This is a genomic window from Bradyrhizobium sp. CB1015 (assembly GCF_025200925.1).
Taxonomy (GTDB): Bacteria; Pseudomonadota; Alphaproteobacteria; order Rhizobiales; family Xanthobacteraceae; genus Bradyrhizobium.
This window is the reverse complement of sequence record NZ_CP104174.1, coordinates 3548825-3572599: the sequence shown is the minus strand read 5'-3', so window position 1 is coordinate 3572599 and position 23775 is coordinate 3548825. Positions and strand designations below refer to the sequence as shown.

At 66.3% G+C, this 23775-nt stretch carries 21 protein-coding genes; 7 read left to right on the top strand and 14 right to left on the bottom strand.

What is annotated here, in order from left to right:
- Positions 1-3 precede the first annotated feature (3 nt).
- Complete coding sequence (gene fdhD / locus N2604_RS16300; protein WP_260375637.1) at positions 4-831, top strand: formate dehydrogenase accessory sulfurtransferase FdhD; 828 nt, start codon at positions 4-6, stop codon at positions 829-831.
- Positions 821-1054 carry a formate dehydrogenase subunit delta gene (locus N2604_RS16295; protein ID WP_260375636.1) on the top strand — a complete coding sequence of 78 codons (234 nt, stop codon included), beginning with the start codon at positions 821-823 and terminating at the stop codon, positions 1052-1054. The genes fdhD and N2604_RS16295 overlap by 11 nt, the downstream gene beginning before the upstream one ends.
- Here N2604_RS16295 and N2604_RS16290 read toward each other — a convergent pair.
- The 14 genes from N2604_RS16290 to N2604_RS16225 all read right to left on the bottom strand — a co-directional run bounded on the left by N2604_RS16290 (position 1029) and on the right by N2604_RS16225 (position 18389).
- Complete coding sequence (locus N2604_RS16290; protein WP_260375635.1) at positions 1029-3998, bottom strand: bifunctional [glutamine synthetase] adenylyltransferase/[glutamine synthetase]-adenylyl-L-tyrosine phosphorylase; 2970 nt, start codon at positions 3996-3998, stop codon at positions 1029-1031. The genes N2604_RS16295 and N2604_RS16290 overlap by 26 nt on opposite strands.
- Positions 3995-5455, bottom strand: coding sequence for an ATP-binding protein (locus N2604_RS16285; RefSeq protein ID WP_260375634.1), 1461 nt, complete (start codon positions 5453-5455; stop codon positions 3995-3997). Before N2604_RS16285 ends, N2604_RS16290 begins: the two co-directional genes overlap by 4 nt.
- Complete coding sequence (locus N2604_RS16280; protein WP_260375633.1) at positions 5439-6119, bottom strand: response regulator transcription factor; 681 nt, start codon at positions 6117-6119, stop codon at positions 5439-5441. The genes N2604_RS16285 and N2604_RS16280 overlap by 17 nt, the downstream gene beginning before the upstream one ends.
- A 275-nt stretch (positions 6120-6394) precedes the next feature.
- A complete protein-coding gene (locus tag N2604_RS16275; RefSeq protein ID WP_260375632.1) occupies positions 6395-7975 on the bottom strand; it encodes a Do family serine endopeptidase in 1581 nt (526 codons plus the stop codon).
- A 222-nt stretch (positions 7976-8197) separates the two neighbouring features.
- Complete coding sequence (locus N2604_RS16270) at positions 8198-9541, bottom strand: methyl-accepting chemotaxis protein (protein ID WP_260375631.1); 1344 nt, start codon at positions 9539-9541, stop codon at positions 8198-8200.
- A gap of 111 nt (positions 9542-9652) precedes the next feature.
- Positions 9653-10132, bottom strand: a complete 480-nt coding sequence (locus tag N2604_RS16265; protein ID WP_260375630.1) for a cytochrome c-type biogenesis protein — start codon at positions 10130-10132, stop codon at positions 9653-9655.
- 4 nt (positions 10133-10136) lie between these two features.
- Complete coding sequence (locus N2604_RS16260; RefSeq protein WP_260375629.1) at positions 10137-12119, bottom strand: heme lyase CcmF/NrfE family subunit; 1983 nt, start codon at positions 12117-12119, stop codon at positions 10137-10139.
- Complete coding sequence (gene ccmE, locus N2604_RS16255) at positions 12116-12640, bottom strand: cytochrome c maturation protein CcmE (RefSeq protein WP_260375628.1); 525 nt, start codon at positions 12638-12640, stop codon at positions 12116-12118. The genes N2604_RS16260 and ccmE overlap by 4 nt, the downstream gene beginning before the upstream one ends.
- 37 nt (positions 12641-12677) lie before the next feature.
- The gene (gene ccmI, locus N2604_RS16250; protein ID WP_260375627.1) at positions 12678-13784 is read right to left on the bottom strand and encodes a c-type cytochrome biogenesis protein CcmI; all 1107 of its coding nucleotides are present in this window, start codon (positions 13782-13784) and stop codon (positions 12678-12680) included.
- A gap of 132 nt (positions 13785-13916) precedes the next feature.
- On the bottom strand, positions 13917-14186 hold the full coding sequence (locus tag N2604_RS16245; RefSeq protein ID WP_260375626.1) for a hypothetical protein: 270 nt from the start codon (positions 14184-14186) through the stop codon (positions 13917-13919).
- A 98-nt stretch (positions 14187-14284) separates the two neighbouring features.
- Positions 14285-15685 carry a hypothetical protein gene (locus tag N2604_RS16240; protein WP_260375625.1) on the bottom strand — a complete coding sequence of 467 codons (1401 nt, stop codon included), beginning with the start codon at positions 15683-15685 and terminating at the stop codon, positions 14285-14287.
- A 161-nt stretch (positions 15686-15846) separates the two neighbouring features.
- Positions 15847-17223, bottom strand: a complete 1377-nt coding sequence (locus tag N2604_RS16235) for a sensor histidine kinase (protein WP_260375624.1) — start codon at positions 17221-17223, stop codon at positions 15847-15849.
- A 94-nt stretch (positions 17224-17317) separates the two neighbouring features.
- Positions 17318-17992 carry a response regulator transcription factor gene (locus N2604_RS16230; RefSeq protein WP_036035233.1) on the bottom strand — a complete coding sequence of 225 codons (675 nt, stop codon included), beginning with the start codon at positions 17990-17992 and terminating at the stop codon, positions 17318-17320.
- Between the two features lie 241 nt (positions 17993-18233).
- Positions 18234-18389 (bottom strand): hypothetical protein, encoded by a 156-nt coding sequence (locus N2604_RS16225; protein WP_162832009.1) that lies wholly within the window; start codon positions 18387-18389, stop codon positions 18234-18236.
- Between the two features lie 230 nt (positions 18390-18619).
- Here N2604_RS16225 and N2604_RS16220 point away from each other — a divergent pair, with 230 nt between their 5' ends.
- The 5 genes from N2604_RS16220 (at position 18620) to N2604_RS16200 (ending at position 23596) form a co-directional block, all read left to right on the top strand.
- A complete protein-coding gene (locus tag N2604_RS16220; protein ID WP_260375623.1) occupies positions 18620-19609 on the top strand; it encodes a Ku protein in 990 nt (329 codons plus the stop codon).
- A gap of 60 nt (positions 19610-19669) precedes the next feature.
- On the top strand, positions 19670-19906 hold the full coding sequence (locus N2604_RS16215; RefSeq protein ID WP_260375622.1) for a hypothetical protein: 237 nt from the start codon (positions 19670-19672) through the stop codon (positions 19904-19906).
- A gap of 272 nt (positions 19907-20178) precedes the next feature.
- Positions 20179-20343 carry a Flp family type IVb pilin gene (locus N2604_RS16210; RefSeq protein WP_260375621.1) on the top strand — a complete coding sequence of 55 codons (165 nt, stop codon included), beginning with the start codon at positions 20179-20181 and terminating at the stop codon, positions 20341-20343.
- A 127-nt stretch (positions 20344-20470) separates the two neighbouring features.
- Positions 20471-21997, top strand: a complete 1527-nt coding sequence (locus tag N2604_RS16205) for a thymidine phosphorylase family protein (RefSeq protein ID WP_260376233.1) — start codon at positions 20471-20473, stop codon at positions 21995-21997.
- A gap of 3 nt (positions 21998-22000) precedes the next feature.
- The gene (locus N2604_RS16200; protein WP_260375620.1) at positions 22001-23596 is read left to right on the top strand and encodes an MBL fold metallo-hydrolase; all 1596 of its coding nucleotides are present in this window, start codon (positions 22001-22003) and stop codon (positions 23594-23596) included.
- Positions 23597-23775 lie beyond the last annotated feature (179 nt).

Below are 23775 nucleotides of genomic sequence, written 5' to 3'. Positions count from 1 at the left end.
CGCATGCACGTAGCAGTCCAGGCCATCGACCGCGACATCTGGCGCAACGGCGCGGCGTCCGAAGGAACGCGCCTCGTCCCCGAGGAGACGCCGCTGGGGCTGACCTATAATGGCGGCACCTATGCCGTCATGATGGGGACGCCGCAGAATCTGGAGGATTTTGCGATCGGCTTCAGCGTGAGCGAAGGCATCGTCAAGTCGGTCGACGACATCAAGTCGCTCGACGTGGTCCGCCTCGACGACGGCATCGAGCTGCGCATGTGGCTGGCATCGGAAGATGCCGCGCGCATCAACCAGCGCCGTCGCCACATCGCAGGTCCCACCGGCTGCGGCATCTGCGGCGTCGAATCTATTGCCGAAGCCGTACGGCCGGCGGCGATCGTTCCGGACGGGCAGACCTTCACGCCCGAGCAGGTCATGGCGGCGATGCAGGCCATCGCGCCGCTGCAATCGATCAATCTGCAGACCCGCGCTGTTCACGCCGCCGCGTTCTGGTCCCCCAGAGGCAATATCGTCGCGCTGCGCGAGGATGTCGGCCGCCACAACGCGCTCGACAAGCTCGCTGGCGCCCTGGCGCGCAGCCGTACCGAGCCGCACGACGGCATGGTGCTGCTGACGAGCCGCGTCTCGGTGGAGATGGTGCAGAAGACGGCCGCGATCGGCGCGCCGGTGATGGTCGCCGTCTCCGCGCCGACCGCGCTCGCGGTACGCACGGCGGAGGCCGCCGGCATCACGCTGATCGCCATCGCCCGCCAGGACGGGTTCGAAGTGTTTTCGCATGGCGGCCGGATCGTCGCGCGCCATGCCACGGAGGTTGCCGATGTCGCCTGACCGCCTGATCTACATGGCCAACCAGATCGGCAAGTTCTTTGGCAGCCAGGGCCATGACAAGGCCGTGCCTGGCATTGCCGAGCACATCAAGAAGTTCTGGGATCCCCGCATGAAGCGCGCGATCTTCGCCCATCTCGATGCCGGCGGGGCGGGCCTGGAGCCCAACGTGCGCGAGGCCATCACCGCGCTGAAGCAGGCTATGACCCTTCCAGCAGCGCCCTGAACACGCGCCGCACCTCGCTCTGCGTCTCCTTCACCCGCGCCTCGAGCGAGGAGAAATCCGGCGCATCGCCGGCGCGCGCCATGACGCGCTGCAGGTCGGTGCCGGCGGTTTCCGGCTTGAAGCGCTCACTGACGCAGAGGCGCAGGATCTGCGTGAGGTCGTGATAGAGCCGCGCCGCGGCCCGCAGGATCTCCGTTTCCGATTGCGCGAGCACGCCGATCCTGCAGGCATTCTCCAGCACCTGCATGGTGCTGACGTCGAGAATCTCCGGCTTGTCGTGCGCGTGCACGAGCTGCAGATATTGCGCGATGAAGTCGATATCGACCATGCCGCCGGCGGCATGCTTGAGATCCCAGCAATCGGCCTCGCCCTTCTCCTGCGCGATCGCGCGCCGCATGTCGGCGACGTCGTTGGCGGTGATGGCGGGGTCGCGGCGGCGAGTCAGGACATCGCGGATGACGCGCTCGATCCGTTCCCGGAATTCGGGGGACGCCGACACCACGCGGGCGCGCGTCAGCGCCATATGCTCCCAGGTCCAGGCCTCGTTGGCCTGGTAATCCGCGAACGAGACGAGACTCGAAGCCACCGGACCCGCGCGTCCCGAGGGCCGCAGCCGCATGTCGATCTCGTAGAGCACGCCGTAATTGGTGCGGGTCGTGAAGGCGCTGATCAGGCGCTGCGTCAGCCGCGCAAAATAATGCGGACCCTGCAGCGATTTCGGCCCATCGGAGTCGGGATTATCGCCGTCGAAATCGTAGAGCAGGATCAGGTCGAGATCGGACGAGGCCGTCATCTCGCGGCTGCCGAGTCGGCCCATCGCGATGATCGCGGTCTCCTGACCCTTGATGCGGCCGTGCTGGGCGGCGAAGCGATCGGCCACGAGGCCATGCACGGTATGCACGATGCCTTCGGCGACGTCGGCAAAGGCCGTGCTCGCCTGCTGCGCCGAGACGGTGCCCGAGAGGATGCGCGTGCCGATCAGGAACAGGCTCTCCTGCCCGAACAGGCGCAACCGATCGAGGAACTCCTCGTATGAACCGGCGTCCTGCACGGTGGTCGCGAGCCGCCCCGACAATTCCTGCCTATCGGGCATGGCCCCGAAGAAGCGCGGGTCGATCAAGCCGTCCATCAGCTGGGGCTGCCGCGCCAGCATGTCGCCGAGCCGCGGCGCGGCTCCCAGCACCAGCGCCACCAGCGCGACGAGATCGCGGTTCTGACCGAGCAGCGTGATCAGCCGGCCGCCACGCTGCAGAGCCCCGAGGAAATGGTCGAACGAAACGACGGCGCGATCCGGCTCTTCGGCATGGGCAAGGCCGTCGATCAAGGCCGGCACGAACTCGACGAAGGCGCTTCGCGTCGCCTCAACGCGGAAGACGCGATAATCGCCGGTGATCCAGTCACGCACCGTCTGCGCGACCGCGGCCGGCTTCTTGAAGCCGAGCGTCACCAGGTGCTGCAGCAGGCGCGGATCGTCGGGGCCCGCACCGTAGTCGAGCGCCGGCAGCTTGGCAGTGCCGGTGGGATCATCGCCCTCGAACAGTTTTTCGTAGTGACCCTGGACGGTCTGGAGCTGGTGCAGGAGATCGCGCGCAAAGGCCTCGCGATTCTGATAGCCGAAGAACCATGCGAAGCGCTCGACCGCCTGCTTGTCCTCCGGCAGCGTGTGGGTCTGCTCGTCGGCGATCATCTGGAGGCGATGCTCGACCCGTCGCAGGAATTCGTAGGCGGTCGTCAGCTCGTCGCGCGCCGCCGCAGTGATCCAGTTGCTGGAGGCGAGCACGCCGAGCGCCCTCAGCGTCGGCCGCACCCGCAACTCCGGATGGCGGCCGCCGGCGATCAATTGCTGGGTCTGCGCGAAGAACTCGATCTCGCGAATGCCGCCGCGCCCGACCTTGACGTTGTGGCCCTCGACCGCGATCTCGCTCTGGCCGCGATAGGTCTGCATCTGCCGCTTCATGTCGTGCACGTCGGCAAGTGCGGCAAAGTCGAGATGCTTGCGCCAGACGAACGGCGCGATCTCGGCGAGCAGCGCCTCGCCCGCTTTTGCGTCGCCGGCACAGGCCCGCGCCTTGATCATCGCGGCGCGCTCCCAGGTGCGCCCTTCCCGCTCGTAATAGTTCAGCGCGGCATCCCGCGAGATCGCCACCTGCGTCGAGGACGGGTCGGGCCGCAGCCGCAAATCGACGCGGAAGACATAACCGTCATAGGTGCGCTGCTGCAGGATGCGCGCCATGCCTTGCGTCACGCGAACGAAGAACGGCTGCGGTTCGATATCGGGCGCGAGGGTCGTCGCATCGGGATCGAAGAACACGATGAGATCGATGTCGCTGGAATAGTTCAGCTCGCCCGCGCCCATCTTGCCCATCGCGAGCACGATCAGCCCGCAGCCCTCTTCGGGTGCCTCGGGATTGGGCGGTGAGAGCTTGCCGCGTGCGGCTTCCTGCCGCAGCAGATATTGCAGCGCCGCCTGCACCGAGGACACCGCGACATCGGTGAGCGCCGCCGTCACCCGCATCACCGGCCAGACACCGCCGATGTCGCACAGCGCGATCAGGAGCGCAGCTTCCGCCTTCATGCGGCGGAGCAGCCGCATCACCTCGGCCTCGTCCGAGGCCGCGAGCACCGCGCTGCGCGCCTCCGCGATCAGCGCCGCCAGATGCGCATCCGGATCGCATTCGAGCAGCCGGATCAGGCGCAAGGCATCGGCGCGCACCAGATCGAACAGATAGGGCGAAAATTCCGCAATCCCGGTCAGGATGTCGCGGGCGAAGGGATGGCCCAGGAGCGTTGCGAGACGGGCCGCTTGTGCCGGCTCGAGCTCGGCCAGCCAGCTTTCGAAACGGCGTTCGTCGGTTGCGGAAGCGGCAACATGGGGAGCCTCCGCGAAGCGTGCGGCCAGCCTCTCACCATGCTTGTCCGCGTTTCCCGGCGCGGAGTGGTTCATGCCACCTTCTGTGGCACATCCGGTATTGGCGGAGCAACCCTGTCGCCGGCACCCGCGCGCGCCGGCAGCACGAGCGTGGCGACGAGGCCGGGATGGGCATCGCCCAAGCGCAATTCGCCGCCGTGCAATGTCGCAACCGCCGAGGCGAGGCTGAGGCCGAGGCCCGAGCCCGGCAGCGTGCGGCTGGCCTCGAGCCGCACGAATCGCTCGATGACGTGCTTGCGATCCGCTTCGGGGATCCCCGGACCACGATCGGTGACGCTGAGCAGCACGTGGTCGCCGTCGCGCCTCGCCTCGATCGTGATTTGCCTCGCGTCCATGCTGACCACGGTTCCCGCGGCCTGTGCCGCGGGCTTGCCGTATTTGATCGCGTTCTCGACGAGATTGGCGAGCGCCTGGCTGATCAGCTCGCGATTGGCATGAACCGGTGTCGGCTCGCACTTGACCTTCAGGGTCATGCCGTCGTCCTCGGCGAGCGGCTCGTAGAGCTCGTGGATGCCCTCCGCGACCTCCGCCGCATCGAAGTCGTCCATGTTGCCGCGCGCCTGTCCGGATTCCGCACGCGCGATCATCAGAAGCGCGTTGAAGGTCCGGATCAGCCCGTCGGATTCCTCGATGGTCCGCTCCAGTGCGGCGCGATAATCCGCCTCGCAGCCCGACTTCGCCAGCGCCTCCTCGGCGCGGTTGCGCAGCCGCGTCAGCGGCGTCTTGAGGTCGTGAGCGATGTTGTCGGAGACCTCCTTCAGCCCCGCCATCAGCGCCTCGATCCGCTCGAGCATGGCGTTGAGGTTCTCGGCGAGGCGATCGATCTCGTCGCCGCTGCGCCCCACGGGCAGGCGCTCGCTGAGATCGCCGGTCATGATGCGCTGTGCCGTGCCGGTCATCGCGTCGATGCGCCTCAGCACCCGCCGCGCGACGAAGATGCCGCCGCCGAGGCCGAGCACGACGACGATCAGGACCGAAAATTGCGCCGCCTTGGCGACGATGCCGAACAGGCGCCGCCGCTCGGCAAGGTCGCGGCCGATCAGAAGCCGGAAGCCGTTCTCCAATTCGGTAACGCGAACGAGCGCGCGATGATCGCGGTCATCGGTGTCCTCGATCCGCCGGTAGGCCGTCTCCGACCAGCCGCGCGTCGCCATCACGCCCGGCGCCAGCGAGCCGACATTGCCGGCGATCGCCTGACCCGTCGGCGTGGTCACGAGGTAGAGATTGGCGCCCGGCCGCAAGGCCCGATATTCGATCGTGCGCACCAGGCGAAACATGCCGCCGCGGCCGTAGATCTCGTTGATCTCCGAGGTCTCGGCATTGACCGTCTGCGTGATCTCCTCGGTGATCAGCCGCCGCGTGTTCCAGGCGAAATAGGCCAGCAGCGAGGCCGCGAACATCGCAAACAGCAGCAGATAGACCAGCGTCAGCCGGAACGCCGTGGTGCGGACGAGTTTACCGAATGCCGTCACGGATCATGTATCCGGCGCCGCGGATCGTGTGCAGCAGCGGGCGCTCGAAGCCCTTGTCGATCTTGGAGCGCAGCCGCGAGATGTGCACGTCGATCACGTTGGTCTGCGGATCGAAATGATAGTCCCAGACATTCTCGAGCAGCATGGTCCGCGTCACCACCTGGCCGGCGTGCTTCATCAAATACTCGAGCAGGCGAAATTCGCGCGGCTGCAGCGTCAGCTCGTCCTTGCCGCGCGCGACGCGATGCGAGAGCCGGTCGAGCTCGAGATCGCCGACACGATAAAGCGTCTCCTCGGCGGGACCGCCGCGGCGGCGCGACAGCACTTCGACGCGGGCCAGCAGCTCGGCGAAGGAATAGGGTTTTGGCAAATAATCGTCGCCGCCGGCGCGCAGGCCCTTGATGCGGTCATCGACCTGCCCGAGGGCGGAGAGAATCAGCACCGGCGTGGTGTTGCCCTTGTCGCGTAAGGCGCCGATCAGCGACAGGCCGTCGCGCTTGGGCAGCATGCGGTCGACCACCAGCACGTCGTACTCGCCGTTCTCGGCCATGGCGAAGCCTTCCTCGCCGTCGGCGGCGTGGTCGGCGATGTGTCCGACTTCGCGAAACGCCTTGGCGAGGTAGTCGGCGGATTCGCGGTCGTCTTCGATGATGAGGAGGCGCATCGTGCGTTCGGCGGCGGTCAAGGAGGTCAACCTTCTCTAAACATGGCGCGAGCGGCAATCGCATGCAAGCCGAGCCGGAGAGGCTCGAAGCGGGAAAAAGGCGGGCGGTGAAGCTGGGGGGACCTCACCGCCCTAGGCCTTCCGACGGAGGGGGGCGTAATTCCACCGGAAGGTAGACGAGGGAAGCCAGCTTTGCGCTGCTTCCCCGAAGGGCACCGGCGGCTGGGGCGACTGATGCCGGCGGTACCCTTCATCTCGTAGGCCTCGTGAAGGCCTCAGCCCTTGGCGAGGGGCACCGCGACGAAGCGCGACTGGCCGCCGCTCTTCACGCGCATCAGGACGCTGTTCTTGTTGTCGGTCCGCGCCGCGTTGATGGCGTCGCGGACTTCGGCGGCGGTCGCCACGCTCTTGCCGCCGACCTCGAGGATCACGTCGCCTTCCTTGAAGCCGCGTTCGGCCGCGGCGCTCTTGGGATCGACTTCGGTGACCACGACGCCTTCCTTGCCGGCGCCGGCCACGGAATTGGCGGGCGCGACGGTCATGCCGAGCTTCGGCACGTCGGTGCCCTTGCTGGCGCCCTTGCCGCTGTCATTGTCGGTGTCGGCCTTGGCCTCGACCGTGTTCGGCAACTGGCCAAGGGTCAGGTTGATGACCTTGTCCTGGCCCTTGTGCAACACGTTGAGCTTCACCGACGCGCCGGGCGCCATGCCGCCGATGGTGCGGGCGAGCTCACGGGCATCCTTGACAGGCTCGCCGTTGACCGCCGTGATCACGTCGCCGGACTCGATGCCGGCCTTCGCGGCCGGACCGTTCGCCTGCGGCTCCGCCACCAGCGCGCCTTCGGCCTTCTTCATGCCGAGGCTGTCGGCGATGTCGGACGTGACGGGCTGGATCTGCACGCCGATCCAGCCACGGCTGACCGAGCCCTTGTCCTTGAGCTGCGCCACCACGCTCTTGACCGTGTTGGCCGGAATCGAGAACGCGATGCCGACGCTGCCGCCGGAGGGCGAGTAGATCGCAGTGTTGACGCCCATCACCTCGCCGTTGGTGTCGAAGGCCGGACCGCCGGAATTGCCCTTGTTCACGGGCGCGTCGATCTGGATGAAATCGTCATACGGGCCGTTGCCGATGTCGCGGCCGCTCGCCGAGACGATGCCCGCGGTGACGGTGCCGCCGAGACCGAAGGGATTGCCGACCGCGAGCACCCAGTCGCCGATCCGCGGCTTCGCATCGGCGAGCTTGGCGAACGGGAAGTTCGTGCTGCCCTCGACCTTGATCAGCGCGAGGTCGGTGCGCTGGTCGGTGCCGATCACCTTGGCGGTGTAGGTCTTGCCGTCGTCCGTGGTGACCTCGACCTTGTCGGCGCCATCGACCACGTGGTTGTTGGTCACGGCATAGCCGTCAGCCGAGATGAAGAAGCCGGAGCCCTGGCCCTGCACGACGCGGCCACGCCCGCCGCCCTTCAGGCCGGGGATGCCATCCGGACCGCCGAAGCGGCGGAAGAAGCGCTCCATCGGCGAGCCCGGCTGGAACGGCGAGGACGAATCGTCGCCGTCATCGTTGCTGGCGGTCTTCTCCTTGATGTTGACCTTGACCGAGATCACCGAGGGCTTCACGCGCTCGACGATGTCGGCGAAGCCGATGGGACGCTCGACCTTGCGGACCTCGTTGTTGACCTGCGCATGCGCTGGGCTCGAGAACAAGTCGGCCGGCGAGGTCGACGGGCTGAAGCCGTAGACGGCCGCACCGAGACCGGCGACGACCGAGGCCATCAGCGCGAGCTTGCGCGCAGAAAACACCGACCGGCGCGGCTGCCGGTAGGACGGGAGGTTCGAAAGGTCGATACGATCGTTCATGCAGAAATCTCCAGGGCCCTGAATTCCTTTTGGTGCCGGATGTCGGCACCTTGCGAACCTGAAGATGGGGACTCCCGCCTTACCGCGCGCTGGCGGCGGGGTTAAACTTTCGTAATGAAGCGAGGAGGCGGATGCGGCAGTTTAGCACAGGCCGAAAATCGTGGTCGTACAGGAACTTAATCGAGTTCCCTCGACGAGGCGACGGGGGGCGAATTCTGGCCGTCAGCTCGCCCTGACACTGACGATGAACTCGTCGACTTCGCGCTTCAAGGTCTCGGCCTGCCGCGACAGATCGACCGCCGAATCCCTGGCCTCAGTGGCCATGCGGCCGGTCTCGGCCGAGGTGGAGGTGATCTGGACGATATGGTTGGAGACGTCGAGGGTTCCGCGTGCGGCGTCCTGGGCGCTGCGCGTGATCTCCTGCGTGGCGTTGCGCTGCTGGGCGGTATCTATCTCGATGCCCGACATGATGGACGAGATCTCCGACAGCGTCTTGGAAATGCCGTCGATCGCGCCGCGGGTCTCCGCGGTGATGCCCTGAATGCTGGCGACATGGGCAGTGATCTCCTCCGTCGCCTTGCTGGTCTGATGCGCCAGGTTCTTCACTTCCGAGGCGACCACCGCAAATCCCTTGCCCGCTTCGCCGGCCCGTGCCGCCTCGATGGTGGCGTTGAGCGCCAGGAGATTGGTCTGCGATGCGATCGCCTGCACGAGCTGGACGACCTCGCCGATCTTTTCGGCGGCATCCGACAGCGTGTGAATGGTATCGCGGCTCTTCTCGGCCTGGCTTGCGGCACCTTCGGCGCGTTGGGTCGCGTCCGTGACGCGGCGGCTGATCGTGCCGATCGAGTTCGTCATCTCCTCGGCGGACCCTGCGACCGTCTGCACGCTGGCGCTGGCCTGACCCGCGGCGCTAGCCACCGCATTGGCCTTGGTGCTGGTATCGTTGGCGGTCCGCGACAGCGTCTCCGCGTTGGTCTTCAGATGCACGGCCGATGACGCCACGCTGGCGACGACGCTGGCGACGAGATCGTTGAAGCGCTTGATCCGGTCGTCGAGGAATTTCGACCGCTCGGCCTGATGCTGCGCTTCATGCAGCTGCTGCTCGGAGAGGCGGCGCCGCTCGATGCCGTTGGTCTTGAACACCTCCAGCGCACCGGCAAGCAGGCCGATCTCGTTGGTGCGGCCGAGCCCCGGAACGGAGGTGTCGAATTTCTGGTCGGCAACCTCGCGCATGGCATGGACGATCGCCGCCAGGGGATTGAGGATGCCGTTGCGCACGGCGAACCAGGTCGTGAAGCAGATCGCGAAAGCGACGACGGCGATCACGCCGCAGGCGACCAGGAAATAGGAGAACGCGCTCTGCGCCTGCTGGTAGATCTGCATCGCGTGGTCGCGCGCCGGGCCGCTCAGCGCGGCAAAGTCCGAGGACAGGCTGGTGATCTCGTTGTTGAGATAGAGCACGGCGATGAAGCCGGTGCCGCCGCCGATGCCAAGCAGGAACAATAACGCAGCGACGACGGCGCCGACCAGGAAGCGGATCGTCAGATTGCTGTTCGCGAACATCGGGGGACTCAGCGGCTGGAATCAAATCTCGCGACAAGCTTCCAGACAAAGGTCAATTTAGCATGAACCACGCAGCCGTTGCCTACGCAGCCGGAGGGCTTCAGAACGATTTCACGACTTGGTTTCGTCCGACATCAAGGCCGCGAGTCGCGCCTGTTCGTCCGGCGTGAGCGGCGGCGCCGGTACGTCCACACCACTTCGCGCGCGGCGGCGGATTTGCAGCCACAGCGCCAGGCCGCCGCCGAGCAGCAGCACCGGCCCGAGCAGCCACAGCAGCAGGGTCTGCCGCTCGAAGCGCGGCTTGAGCAGCACGAACTCGCCGTAGCGCGCCACCAGGAAATCGAGCACCTGCGCATTGCTGTCGCCGGCCGCAATGCGCTCGCGCACCAGGAGGCGTAGGTCGCGCGCCAGCGGCGCATCGGAATCGTCGATCGACTGGTTCTGGCAGACCATGCAGCGAAGCTCGCGCGACAATTCACGCGCGCGCGATTCCTTCACCGGATCCGACATGATCTCGTCGGGCTGCACGGCGTGGGCCGCCGGCAAAGCCAGCAGCAGCAACGCGACGAACGCGGCTATCATCCAACGCATCGGATCATTCCGCCGGCTGGAGGCGCTGCTTGGCCCGCGCCGGCTTCGGCGCGCCGACCCGCAGGCGGCGGTCGGAGAGCGAGAGCACGCCGCCGAAGGCCATCAGCACCGGGCCCCACCAGATCAGGAGAACCAGCGGCTTGTGATAGATGCGCACGGCAATGGCGCCTTCGGCGGTGGCGTCGCCGAGCGAGACGTAGAGCTGGCTCGCGCCGCGCGTCAGCAGCGCCGCCTCGGTCGTCGACGAGCCGCGCGTGGTGAAGCTGCGCTTGGACGGCGTCATCACCGTGACCGCCTCGCCGTCGCGGCTGATCTTGAACTCGGCGATCATCTCGCGGTAGTTCGGGCCCTGGCGTTGGAACAGCCCGTCGAGCTTCAGGTCGTAGCCGGCGACATGGGCGACCTCGTTCGGCTTCATGGTCGCGATGTATTCGCTGTTCCAGGTGGTCTCGCAGACGATCCCGATCAGCGCGACGCCGAGACCGGCATGCGCGAACGCCGTGCCCCAGGCCGAGCGCGGCAGGCCGCGCGCCCGGTGCAGCACCGTTGCGAATGGCAGGCGCACCAGGCCGGTCCGTTCGACGAGGTCGGTGACCGCGCCGGCAATGACGAAGACACCGAGCCCGATCGCGAGCGGCGCCAGCGCGCTGCCGCCCCGCACCCAGGCCCAGACGATGGCGACCACGACCAGCCCGGCAACGCCGGCGGCGAGCAGGCGCTGCATCACGCCGAGCAGGTCGCCGCGCTTCCACGCCAGCATCGGCCCGAACGGCACCGCGAGCAGCAACAGCGCGAACAGCGGCGCGAAGGTGAGATTGTAGAAGGGTGCGCCGACCGACATCTTGAAATCGGCGAGCATCTCCATTGCGAGCGGATAGAGCGTGCCGAACAGCACCACCGCGCAGGCCACGGTGAGCAGCAGATTGTTCAGCACCAGCGCGCCCTCGCGCGAGATCGGCGCGAACAGGCCGCCTTGCTTCAACGAGGTGGCGCGGCCCGCGAACAGCGACAGGCTGCCGCCGATGAAAAGGCACAGGATCAGCAGAATGAACACGCCGCGGGTCGGATCGGTCGCGAAAGCGTGCACCGAGGTGATGACGCCGGAGCGCACCAGGAAGGTGCCGAGCAGCGACAGCGAGAAGGTCAGGATCGAGAGCAGGATGGTCCAGACCTTCAGCGCGTTGCGCTTCTCCATCACGAGTGCCGAATGCAAGAGCGCGGTGCCGGCGAGCCAGGGCATCAGCGAAGCGTTCTCCACCGGATCCCAGAACCACCAGCCGCCCCAGCCAAGCTCGTAATAGGCCCAGTACGAGCCCATGGCGATGCCGAGGGTCAGGAAGATCCAGGCGACCAGCGTCCAGGGCCGCACCCAGCGCGCCCAGGCCGCATCGATCCGTCCCTCCATCAGCGCGGCGATGGCGAAGGAGAACGAGATCGAGAAGCCGACATAGCCGAGATAGAGCATCGGCGGATGCACGGCGAGGCCGATGTCCTGAAGCACGGGATTGAGATCGCGCCCCTCGATCGGCGGATTGGCGATGCGCAGGAACGGGTTCGACGTGATCAGGATGAAGAGGTAGAAGGCGCTGGCGACCCAGGCCTGCACGGCCAGCACATGCGCGCGCAGTGACAGCGGCAGATTGTTGCCGAAGCTCGCGACCAATCCGCCGAACAGCGCGAGGATCGACACCCACAGCAGCATCGAGCCTTCATGATTTCCCCACACGCCGGTGATCTTGTAGAGCAGCGGCTTCATCGAGTGGGAATTCTCGTAGACGTTGGCGACGGAGAAATCCGAGTTCACGTGCAGCATCACCAGCGCTGTGAACGAGGCGCCGATGAACAGCAGCTGCGCCAGTGCCGTGGAGCGCGCCACGTTCATCAGGGCGGCGTCGCCGAGGCGCGCGCCGATCAGCGGCACGATGGACTGGATCAGTGCCAGGGCGAGCGCAAGCACCAGCGCGTAATGTCCGGACTCCGCGATCACCGCACCGCTCCCTGCGGATTGCCCTGCGCGGTCGTCGCCGCGGGCTTGGCGGCACCGGAGGCTTGGGCACCGGAGGCTTGGGCGCCGTAATCGTCCTTCCAGTGCCCCTGCTTCTTCAGGGCATCGGCGACGTCCTTGGGCATGTAGGTCTCGTCGTGCTTGGCAAGGACCGTATCGGCCTTGAACACGCCGTTGGCGTCGAGTGCGCCTTCGGCGACGACGCCCTGCCCTTCGCGGAACAGATCCGGCAAAATGCCCTTATAGGCGACCGGCAGCTTGGCGTTGCCGTCGGCAACCTCGAACGTCACCGCGAGATTGTCGCCGCGCCGGAGCGAGCCGGGCTGCACCAGGCCGCCGAGGCGAAACCGCTTGCCGGGCTCGACATGCTTCTCGGCGACCATGGTCGGGGTCGAGAAGAACACGATGGAGTCGCGCAGCGCGTTGAGCACCAGCGCGGCCGCGAGCGCGAGCACGGCGAGCGATCCGCCGATGATGGTCATACGTCGCTGCTTGCGCGTCATGGCGTATCCGTTCTCCGCATCTTTCGTCCCGAGATCGTCATCCGCCGATCCCGAGAGTCCTCAGGCCCTCGTTGAGCTGGCGCAGCCGCTCGGCATTGCTGGCAACCGCCTGCCGGGCATCGGCCGAAGCACCCATTGCCTTGTCTCGCTCGCCCATCACCAGATAGGCGCGCACCAGACGCAGCCAGCCTTCGACATCGTCGCCGTTCTGCTTCAGCCGCGTCGCCAGACGATCGACCATGCCGCGCACCATCGCATTGCGATCGACTTCGGCCATGTCCTTGGAGGCAGCAATCGTCTCGTCGGACAGCGCGGGCATCGTGCCGCCCCCACCGACTCGCGCCAGCGAGGACTGCACCAAGGCACGCCACGGCGCATCCGTCGGCGCTTTTGCGAGCAGCGCGCGCCAGATATTGGCCGCATCATCCTTGCGGCCATCCTGCTCAGCGGCAAGGCCCAGGAAATAGTTCGCCTTGGGGTCGTCGGCGTTCAAGGCGTGTGCGCGCTCGAATTCGGCCTTGGCCTCGGCGGTCACCACGCCGCCGGCGGCGGCCGAGATCGCTTCGCCGAGATCGGATCGGCGCTCCGCGCTCTCGCCATTGTAGGTGAGCGAATTGCGATAGGCGCGCACCGCATCGTCGAAGCGGCCGAGCCGCTCCAGAACCGGCGCGAGCACGTTCCAGCCGCGACCGTCCGTCGGATTCTTTTCCAGATGCTGCTCGACCTGCACGACGAGGTTCTCGAGCGACTGCGCCATGCCGGACCCGCGCTCCCGCTGCGCAAGGGGAAAGTCCTGCAGCCGGGGGGAGCCGAGCGGCATGTAGACGCCGACCGCAACGAGCGGCAGACCGGCAAGCGCCAGCACGGCCGCCGCACGGCGCCATGTGAGGTTCGACATCGGCGCCGTTGCCGGCTCACTGGCCGCCGCCGCGAGCAGCCTGCGGCTGATCTCGACGCGCGCAGCCTCGGCCTCGGGCGCCAAGATCAATCCTGCGGCGAGATCACGCTCGATCTCGGCCAGCTGGTCCTTGTAGACCGCGACCTCGCTACCCTGAGCTTGCGCGCGGCTGGTGCGGCCAAGCGGCCAGAGCACGGCGAAAATCGCCGCGACCGTCATCAGCGCGAACACGAACCATAGCGTCATCTGGCAAGCTTCCGGCGGCGCCCGAACCGCGCCTGTAGGTGCCTTTACACCACGGCCGGAGGATGCGGCAATTGACAATTGTCAATTCGGCGCGACCCGCATGTCGTCCCGAAAGGGTGAAAATCCAACGGCTTAGCCGATCTCGAAGTCGACACTTTGGGCGGCGTGCTCGCCGTGCCCGTCGAAGGCCTTCAGGAAGTATGTTCCCGGCTTGATTGCATCCGGCAGTCTGATGCGCAGCGCTCCGACCGGAACCCGGGATGCAACCCTCGTGATGGTCTCAGGCAGCTGCCGATCGCTGGCCTTCTCGACCAGCACCACCTTGGCCCCAACCATCAGCCTTTGATACTTGGCCACGATGACGCGATTCTCAATTTCAATCGAGCTGATGATGGGTTTCATGCGCCCACAGATAGAGATTCCCAGACTTGCACCGGGAAAGTACGGCGCGCGATCGGTGCAGTCAACTTCAAATTGCGGCCAAGAAAAATGCGCGCCGATCAGCCTGCGCGCGACGATTTGCGCTCGCCCGTGAGTGCGTTTTCGGCGGCCCGGCGCATCAACGAGGCATAATCGTCGCCGAACAGCACCTGGCAGAAGCGGATCGCGGCCTGCACCTGCTGCTGGCGATAGGTGCGGACCTTGTGATCGGCGGCGCGCAGCGACTGCACCAGCTGCTCGGTCGACCGTTCCACATATTGCTGCAGATCGGAATAGGTGCGCAGCGTCACCTCGTTGATCGCAAGCTCGCTCGCATAGTTGCGGCAGGTCGCGACGAAATCGATCAGCGCCACCGTCTCCTCGACTTCGGTGCTGTCGATCCGGGCGCCGGGCGGAATATCCTTCTCGGGGCGCTGGCGCAGGATGCGGCGGACGCGGCCCGGCACGCTGTCGATCTCGGACTGCAGCGCATTGGAGATGTCGGCCCGGATCGAGGTCAGTTGCTTGCCCCAGGCGGAATCGTTGCGCAGGTCGAGCTCGGTGCGCAGGCCGCGCACGCCGTCATGCAGCGTCTTGAGGTTGCCGGCGACATTGTCGAAATGGCCGCGCTTGATATCCATGCGCAGGATCGCGGCAACGCAGGACAGATCATGCAAAGCCATCGTGACGGCGATACCGTAGGGCGTCGCCGCGACGCGGATCTCGTCGTCGGATGCCGCAATCTTGATCGCAAGGCGGATGATCTGCCAGGGCGCGGTCATCCGCTGCACGACGATCGACAAGGCGAAAGGCAGCATCTGCGGCGTCTGAAGCGCCGGAATGTTGAGTGCCGATGTCACCGAGGCGATCTGGGAATCCCCGAAGGCCCGCAAGGTGCGCGGCAATTTCTCGTTCAACGTCGCAATGGCGTCCCGGACCTGGAGCACCGCACCGATCGAATAGAGATCATCGATCACGTTGGGCGGGCCGACCCGGGCAAGCGCCCGCGACTTGTCGCCGCGGCCCGGCCCCGTCAGCTCGAAGATGGCATCCGCCGCGACGGCCTGAAGCTTCTGCGCCAGGGCTTCGACCTGCCCCTCACTGTCCGCCGGCATGCGCGCCAGCGCCGCCTCGAATTCGTTCACCTTGGCCGGTGCGCCGTCACGGCCAAGCCATTGCCAGATCGGCTGCAGCGAGGAGCGGCGAATCTGGCCGGCCCTGACAGGAGTGCCGGTCTCGACCAGGAACGGCTCCAACACCTGGAACAACAGCCGCGACAGATCGTCCGTACGCGGCGGCAAAGCCTCGTCGGCTTCGCTCTTGCGGACGATCTTGCGCAGCTGCTCGAGCACGAGGGTGGCCACCGCCGTGTCCTGGCCGCGCTCCAGCGCACGCTCGAACTCCCGCATCAGCAGTGCCTGCGACTGCGGCGGGAGCTGCGCGAGATATTCCCTCAGCCGCTCGATCGATGTCTGGCTCATGCGCCCGGGTAATGCACGGTAAAATGGCGGACATGGGATGGGTCCGGCACGATCATAGGGGGTCCCCACTTAAGAAGCCGTTTAGCAAGCTGCCTCGAATGCACCCCGTTCTTCCCTGGAGGAGCGTCGGCCATGCCGGAAATTGTCGTGGAAACAAGGGATTATAGACCCGGAAGAACCAGCTCGGCGCGCAGGCCCCCGGTCGGCGCGCTGCCGAGCGAAAGGCTGCCGCCGTAGAGGGCGGCGAGGTCGGTGACGATCGACAGCCCCAGCCCCGACCCGGGCTTGGACTCGTCGAGGCGCTGCCCGCGCCGGGCAACCTGGGCGCGCTCCGCTTCCGACAGGCCACGGCCGTCGTCATCGACGATGACCCGCAAACGTGGGCCGGCGCCGGCCTGGTGGGGCGGCTCGACGAGGACCTCGATGAAGACGCGCGAGGCCGCCCATTTGCAGGCGTTGTCGACGAGATTGCCGACCATCTCCTCCAGATCCTGCCGCTCCCCCCGGAACTTGGCGGATGGATCGGCCTTGGCCTCGACCATGATGCCGCGGTCGCGATGGATCTTCTCCATGGTCCGCCGCAGCGCCTCGATGGCAGGCGCCACCTCCGTCACGGTGGCGACGACCGAGACCCGTGCCGCGATGCGGGCGCGCTCCAGATGATGGGCGACCTGGTCGCGCATCACATCCGCCTGCTCCATCACCTTCTCCGCGAACGGATCGGCCGCATGCGCGCTGGCTTCGTTGACGATGACCGAGAGCGGCGTCTTGATCGCGTGGGCGAGATTGCCGACATGGGTGCGCGCGCGCTCGACGATCTCGCGATTGGCGTCGATCAGCGCGTTGGTCTCCCGCGCGAGCGGCGCGATCTCGACCGGGAATTCGCCCTCGAGCCGTTCCGCCCGCCCGGAGCGGATGTCGGCGATCGATTCCGAGATGCGCTTGAGCGGTGCAAGGCCGAAGCGGACCTGGAACACGGTCGTCAGCAGCAGCACGATGCCGAGCGCGGTGAAGGTGCCGCCGAGATAATAGTCGAAGCTGCGCGTCTCGTCGAAGATCTCGGTGTCGTCCCCGGCGACGCTGACGAGAAATTTGCCGTCGGCGCCGAGATCGACCGGCCGTTCCACCATGCGCAGATTCTGCCCTTCCGGCCCGTCGACATAGGCGAGGCGGATGCCGGCGGCGGTGAGCTCGGCGCCCTGCTCTTCCAGCTTCGGCAGCTTCTTGTCCCAGAGCGAGCGCGAGGAGCGAACTTCCGGCTTTTCGGTGTCGGTGCGGGTGATCTGCCAGTACCAGCCGGACAGCGGCAGCTCGAACAGCGGCTCGCCAAGTGACTGGAACTGGCGGTCCGGCGGCTCGTCGGGGGTCGCGACCTCGGCGATGAGGGTGCGCAGATAAAGATTGAGCCGGCGGTCGAAGGCGCGCTCGGTGGCGTTCTTGTAGACCGACGACAGCACCACGCCTGTGATGGCCAGGATCACCACGAGCCAGGCGGTCGCCGACAGGAACAGTCGGTTCGCAAGCGAGCTAGCGGCCATCGGAATGATCCCGGTCGGCGCAGGATGGCAGGTGGTCGGACGTCATGACCGGACCAAGGGCCCTGTTCGGCCTCCCGTCAAGCCCGGGAACGCTTCAAGCGCCCGGCGCCGGCGGCGGGGTCAAGAGATAGCCGAGGCCGCGGACGGTCTGGATGATATCGACGTCGAGCTTCTTGCGGATGCGGCCGACAAAGACCTCGATGGTGTTGGAGTCGCGGTCGAAATCCTGGTCGTAGAGATGCTCGACCAGCTCGGTGCGCGAGACCACCCGCCCGGAATGATGCATCAGGTAGGCCAGAAGCCGATATTCGTGCGAGGTCATCTTGACCGGATTGCCCGAGACGCTGACCCGGCCGGTTCGGGTGTCGAGCGTAACCGGGCCGCAGGTCAATTCGCTCTGGGCATGGCCGGTGGAGCGGCGCAGCAGGGCGCGGATGCGCGCCAGCACCTCCTCCAGGTGGAACGGCTTTGCCACGTAATCGTCGGCACCGGCATCGAAGCCCTGCACCTTGTCGCTCCAGCGGTCGCGTGCGGTGAGGATCAGGACCGGCATGGTGCGGCCGTTGCGGCGCCAGGCCTCCAGCACCGAGATGCCGTCCTTCTTCGGCAGGCCGATATCGAGCACCACGGCGTCATACGGCTCGTTGTCGCCGAGATAATGCCCCTCCTCCCCGTCGAAGGCCCGATCGACGACATAGCCGGCGTCGGTCAGCGCCTTGGTGAGCTGGCGATTGAGATCGGGGTCGTCCTCAACAACGAGCAGGCGCACGCTTCTCTCCAAGGATGGGCTGCAAGAACAGGCTATATGAACACCGCCAGAGATGAGCAATTCCGGCGTGAACTGAATATGAACGCGGGGAACCGGCCTACGTTACTTTTTGGTCATATACGACCTGGCGCGCGCAAATGCGACTGCGCCCACCATGCCGCCGCAGGAGCCGGCGGCATGGTGGGCGCAACGTGCCGCATCGCGCGGCGAGCCGGAAGGTGCCGGCGTGCTTATCCGGCCGTCAGGTCCGGAAGAACACGAACCAGACGACGGCGAGGATCAGGATCGCAAGCCCGGTCGAGATGGCGAGCAGCGCCGCCACGGAAGGCCCAGGCTCGCCCTGGCGCGCCTCGGTCGGAGTTTCGACGATCCGGTTCTGCTCTCGCGTGGTTGCCATGGTAACCTCAATCTGTGGCTGTCGCGTCGGATGGCCGCGACCTCCTCGCGGCGATGAACTGCCGGGGCAACGCGTCATCTCGGGCGATGTTCCGGGCCATGGGCCCGCTACGCAACGCGGTGCAGGCGGCGATTAACGCCGTTGCGAGATTCCGCGCCGGCGGTTGCTATGATTCGCAACTGGGCGATGGTATTCTTAAGGCTTGTCCTCTGTTGCGTCTGGAGTAGCCCATGGCCCCCCGCGCCAATTGGAAGGGTTTTCTGCGTCTGTCGCTCGTGACCTGCCCGGTCGCGCTCTATCCGGCCACTTCGGATACCGAGAAGGTCTCGTTCAACCAGATCAACCGCAAGACCGGCCACCGCATCAAGTATCTCAAGGTCGATGCCGAGACCGGCGACGAGGTAACCTCCGAGGACATCGTCAAGGGCTACAAGGTCGACACCGACACCTATATCGAGGTCACCAAGGACGAGCTGGACGACATCGCGCTCGACTCCACCCACACGATCGAGATCGACGAGTTCGTGCCCAAGGCCGACATCGACAACCGCTATCTGATCCGCCCCTACTACCTCGTGCCGGACGGCAAGGTCGGCCACGACGCCTATGCGGTGATCCGTGAGACCATCCGCAGCATGGACAAGGTCGCGATCGGCCGCGTGGTGCTGACCAACCGCGAGCACATCATCGCGCTGGAGCCGCTCGAGAACGGGCTGATGGGCACGCTGCTGCGCTACCCCTATGAGGTCCGCAGCGAAAAGGAATATTTCGACGACATCCAGGACGTGAAGCTGACCAAGGACATGCTCGACCTTGCAAAGCACATCGTCGAGAAGAAGTCCGGCGCGTTCGAGCCCGAACTGTTCGAGGATCATTACGAGACCGCTCTGATCGATCTCATCAACAAGAAGCGCAGCGGCGTGCCGATCACGGCCAAGGCCGCACCGAAGACCGGCGGCAACGTCATCAGCCTGATGGACGCGCTGAAGAAGAGCATCGCGAACGAGAAGGAGGCTGCGCCCGCGGCGAAGGTCGCCAGGGACACGGCCAAGGACACCAAGGCCAAGAAGCCGAAGAAGCGCGTCGAGGGCCAGCGCGAGATGCTGCTGCCGATATCAGGCAAGGGCGGCAAGGACGCCGCGGCAAAGGCTGCGACCACCCCGAAGAAGGCCGCCGACAAGCCGGTGCGCGCGCCCGCGCGGGCAAAGAAGGCCGGCTAGCAGCATCACACCTCGCGAATCGCGCCGTGATGTCGCTCCTCGCCGATCGGCCGGCCTGACATGCCCTGGTCGACGGCGTTCGACGATCCCGTTCGCGTCAGCAGCAAGCGCAAGCTGCTCACGCTTCAAGAGGCCGCCGACTACATCATGCAGCTGCCCGAGGACGCCCAGCACGAGGCGCATTGGCAGACCGCGATCGAGACCTTGATCAACGCGGCCGAGACCGGCGGCGGCTGGGTGATGTTCGCCCGCATCGCGATGTTGCGGGCGCTGAATGCGGACGGCCGGCGTGGATGAGCGCGATCGAGATGTCCTTGCCTATTCGTTGACGAACAGGCTCAACAATCGGTTAAGCGGCCACAGCACGGGGGGCAAAGCCCGCGCCGCGCGGCCGATTTGGCTTCATTTGAACGGATCGACGGAACCTTAATTTAATGAATGCCGTCGTATGAGCGAAGGCGCGATCGCCCGGGCTTAATTCTTTAGGCGCGCACGAAGACTTATTCGATCGATTTGCAAGTCCGATAACGACGCGACCATCCATCGGATCGGATGAACAGGAGTTGGCAATGCGTCTGTTTACGTCCTTTCTTGCCGATGAGAATGGCGCAACCGCAATCGAGTACGGCCTGATCGCCGCAGGAATCGCTCTGGCAATCGTGACCATCGTCAACAGCACGGGCGCTGCGCTGCTCAACAACAAGTTCAACTCCGTCAGCTCGGCGATGAAGTAACGGCCGGCCCCGGCCTGCATTGCGACTGGCCCGTGCCCGCAGGACTGGCGGGCCATGATCTGGGTCAACAGCATCCGGACGGTGACGTCTAAGCATGGAGGTCCAACTCCCTGCTGCCGGCCCGTCCATGCATCCAGACCTTCCGCATTCCCAACTGAAGATCCGACGCGTCCGCCTCGACACCGGCCGCGAGAACGTCGTCGTGGTCTCCAGACGCTCCAAGGCGCTGCGCGCGGAGATCTTCCGCGGCTTCAGCCGCGTCGAGCTTCGTCAGGGCGGCAAGGTTCTGCTGGCGACCTTGCTGATCACGGACGACGATACGCTGGCGGCTCCCGACGAGATCGGCCTCTCCGAGCCCGCATTCCGGCGCTTCGCGGAAGCGGTCGGAACGGAGGTCACGGTCAGGCCCGCCTCGCCTCCGGAGAGTCTGGAAGCGGTGCGTGCGAAGATCCGCGGACGAACCCTGAGCCAGGCCGAGATCGGCGCGATCATCAGCGACCTTGCACATTATCGCTATTCCGACATGGAGATCGCCGCCTTCCTGATCGGGTCGGCGAGCTTCATCACCAGCGACGAGCTGCTCGCCCTCACGGGGGCCATGGCGCAGGCCGGCACGCAATTGGTCTGGCCGGCCCCTGTCGTCGTCGATAAGCATTGCATCGGCGGCATCCCCGGCAACCGCACCTCGATGGTGGTGGTGCCGATCGTCGCCGCCCATGGCCTGCCGATCCCCAAGACCTCCTCGCGCGCGATCACATCGCCCGCGGGCACCGCCGACACGATGGAGGTGCTGGCGCGGGTGAATATCGGCGTCGAGGAGATGAAGGCGATCGTCTCCTCCTGCAACGGTTGTCTGATCTGGGGCGGGCACGTGAACCTGTCGCCGGCCGACGACGTCCTGATCTCGGTCGAGCGTCCGCTGAGCCTCGATACCCGCGAGCAGATGGTCGCCTCCATCATGTCCAAGAAGATCGCGGCAGGTTCGACCCATCTGTTGATCGACATTCCGGTCGGGCCGACCGCGAAGGTTACCGGCGGCGTCGAGGCGATGCGGTTGCGAAAGCTGTTCGAGTTCGTCGGCGACCGCTTCGGTCGCACGGTCGAGGTGATCACGACCGACGGCACGCAGCCGATCGGCAGCGGCATCGGGCCGGTGCTCGAAGCCAACGACGTCATGGCGGTGCTCGGCAACGAGCCCGCCGCGCCGCGTGATCTGCGCGAAAAATCGCTCCGGCTCGCCGCTCATCTCTTGGAATACGATCCTGAGCTGCGCGGCGGGGCCGGCTATGCCCGGGCGCGCGAACTGCTCGACAGCGGCGCGGCACTGAAGCAGATGCAGAAGATCATCGACGCACAGGGCCCCTCGACATGCAGCAACGAGCTCGGACCGCTCAGCTTCGACGTCGAGGCGAGGCATGACGGCATCGTGTCCGCGATCGACTGCCTGCGCCTGAACCGCCTCGCCCGCACCGCCGGCGCGCCGCTCGACAAGGGGGCGGGCATCCGCCTGTTCAAGAAGATCGGCGACCGCGTCGAGCAAGGCGAGCCACTCTATCGCGTCTACACGTTCGGCCGGTCGGAGCACGACCTGGCGGCCAGCGCGACTGCGAGCGACAACGGCTATGCGATCAACGGCAAGCCCCTCGGAGAATGACAGATGAGCATCACCGTTCGATTTTGCGGTGCCGCCCGCACCGTGACCGGCTCGAGCTATCTGTTCCAGACCGCAAGCGGCCGTTTCCTGGTCGATTGCGGATTGTTCCAGGGCCAGAAGACGCTGAAGGAACTCAATTACGGCGCCTTTCCGTTTCGCCCCGCCGACATCGATGCGGTGCTGCTCACACATGCTCATATCGACCACAGCGGTCTGTTGCCGAAGCTCGTGCGCGCAGGGTTCGAGGGGCCGATCCTGGCGACGCGCGGCACGATCGACCTCTGCTCCTACATGCTGCCCGATGCCGGCAACATCCAGGAATCGGAGGTCAAGCAGCTCAACCGGCGCAACGCCTCGCGCGGGCGCAAGCAGGTCGAGCCGATCTACACGCAGGCCGACGCGATCGCATCGCTGCAGTCGTTTCGCGCCGTCGACTATGAGCGCTGGACCGACGTGATCCCCGGCGTGCGCGCACGCTACTGGAACGCCGGCCATTTGCTCGGCTCCGCCTCGATCGAGCTGGAAATCGCCGAGCAAGGCGCAGCGCGTCCATTGCGCGTGCTCATCTCCGGCGACGTCGGGCCGGAGGCCAAGCTGCTCCAGCCGGATCCCGAGGCGCCGAGCGACTTCGACTACGTCATCGCGGAATCGACCTATGGTGATCGCGTGCGCGAGGCCACCACACCCGCGCTTCGCCGCGAGCACCTCGCAGCCGAGGTGCGCGATGCTGCAGCGGCCGGCGGCGCCCTGCTGTTGCCCGCCTTCGCGGTCGAGCGCACCCAGGAGCTGATCGTCGACCTCGTCGACCTCATGGAGCACCGCGAGATTCCGACGGCGCCGATCTTCCTCGATTCGCCGCTCGCGATCCGCGCGACCGAAGTGTTCCGCCGCCATGCCGACAGCCTCGACCCGTCGGTCGACGCCACGCGCCTGCTCAACTCGCCGCATCTGAAGTTCACCGAGACCGCGGACGAGAGCAAGGCGATCATGCGTCTGTCCGGCTTCCACATCATCATCGCCGCGAGCGGGATGTGCGATGCGGGCCGGATCCGCCATCACCTGAAGCGCTGGCTGTGGAACGAGCGCGCGACCGTGCTTCTGGCCGGCTTCCAGGCCAACGGCACGCTCGGCCGTTTCCTCCAGGACGGGGCCAAGGCCGTCCGCATCCAGGGCGACGAGATCAAGGTCGCCGCCCGCATCCGCATGATCGACGAATATTCCGGCCATGCCGACGGCGCCGGCATGGCCGGCTGGATCGCGGCGCGTCGTCCCATCGCGCGCGCCCTGTTCCTGGCCCACGGCGAGGAAGCGGCGGTTGCAGGGCTGGCCGAGCGCGTCGCCGAGCGCATCATTCCCGGGGCCAGGATCTACCAGCCGATGCTGGACGACATCTATGAGCTCGCCGCACCCGAACCGCGCGTGCTCGACGCCGATCGTCGCCGACGGCTGGCGCCGGAGGCCGTGACCCGTCTCGACTGGCACAACGAGATGTCCGAGCTCATGCTCGACATCAACGATCGCGTCGCAGCCGCCGCCGACGACCGCGCCCGCGGCGTCATCATCCGAAGGCTGCGCCGCGCGCTGGAGGAGACGGTGTAGAGGGATGTCAGACGCGACACGCCCATAGCCCGCGTCTCTCGTCTCCCGGACGCGCTGCAGCGTTCTTACGCTGCTGCCCAGAGCCGGGACCCAGAAGCTGCACGCTCCGCTGATACATGGGCCCCGGCTCTGCAGCGCACCACGCCGTACCGGACGGTGCTTCGCATCGCCGGGGGCGC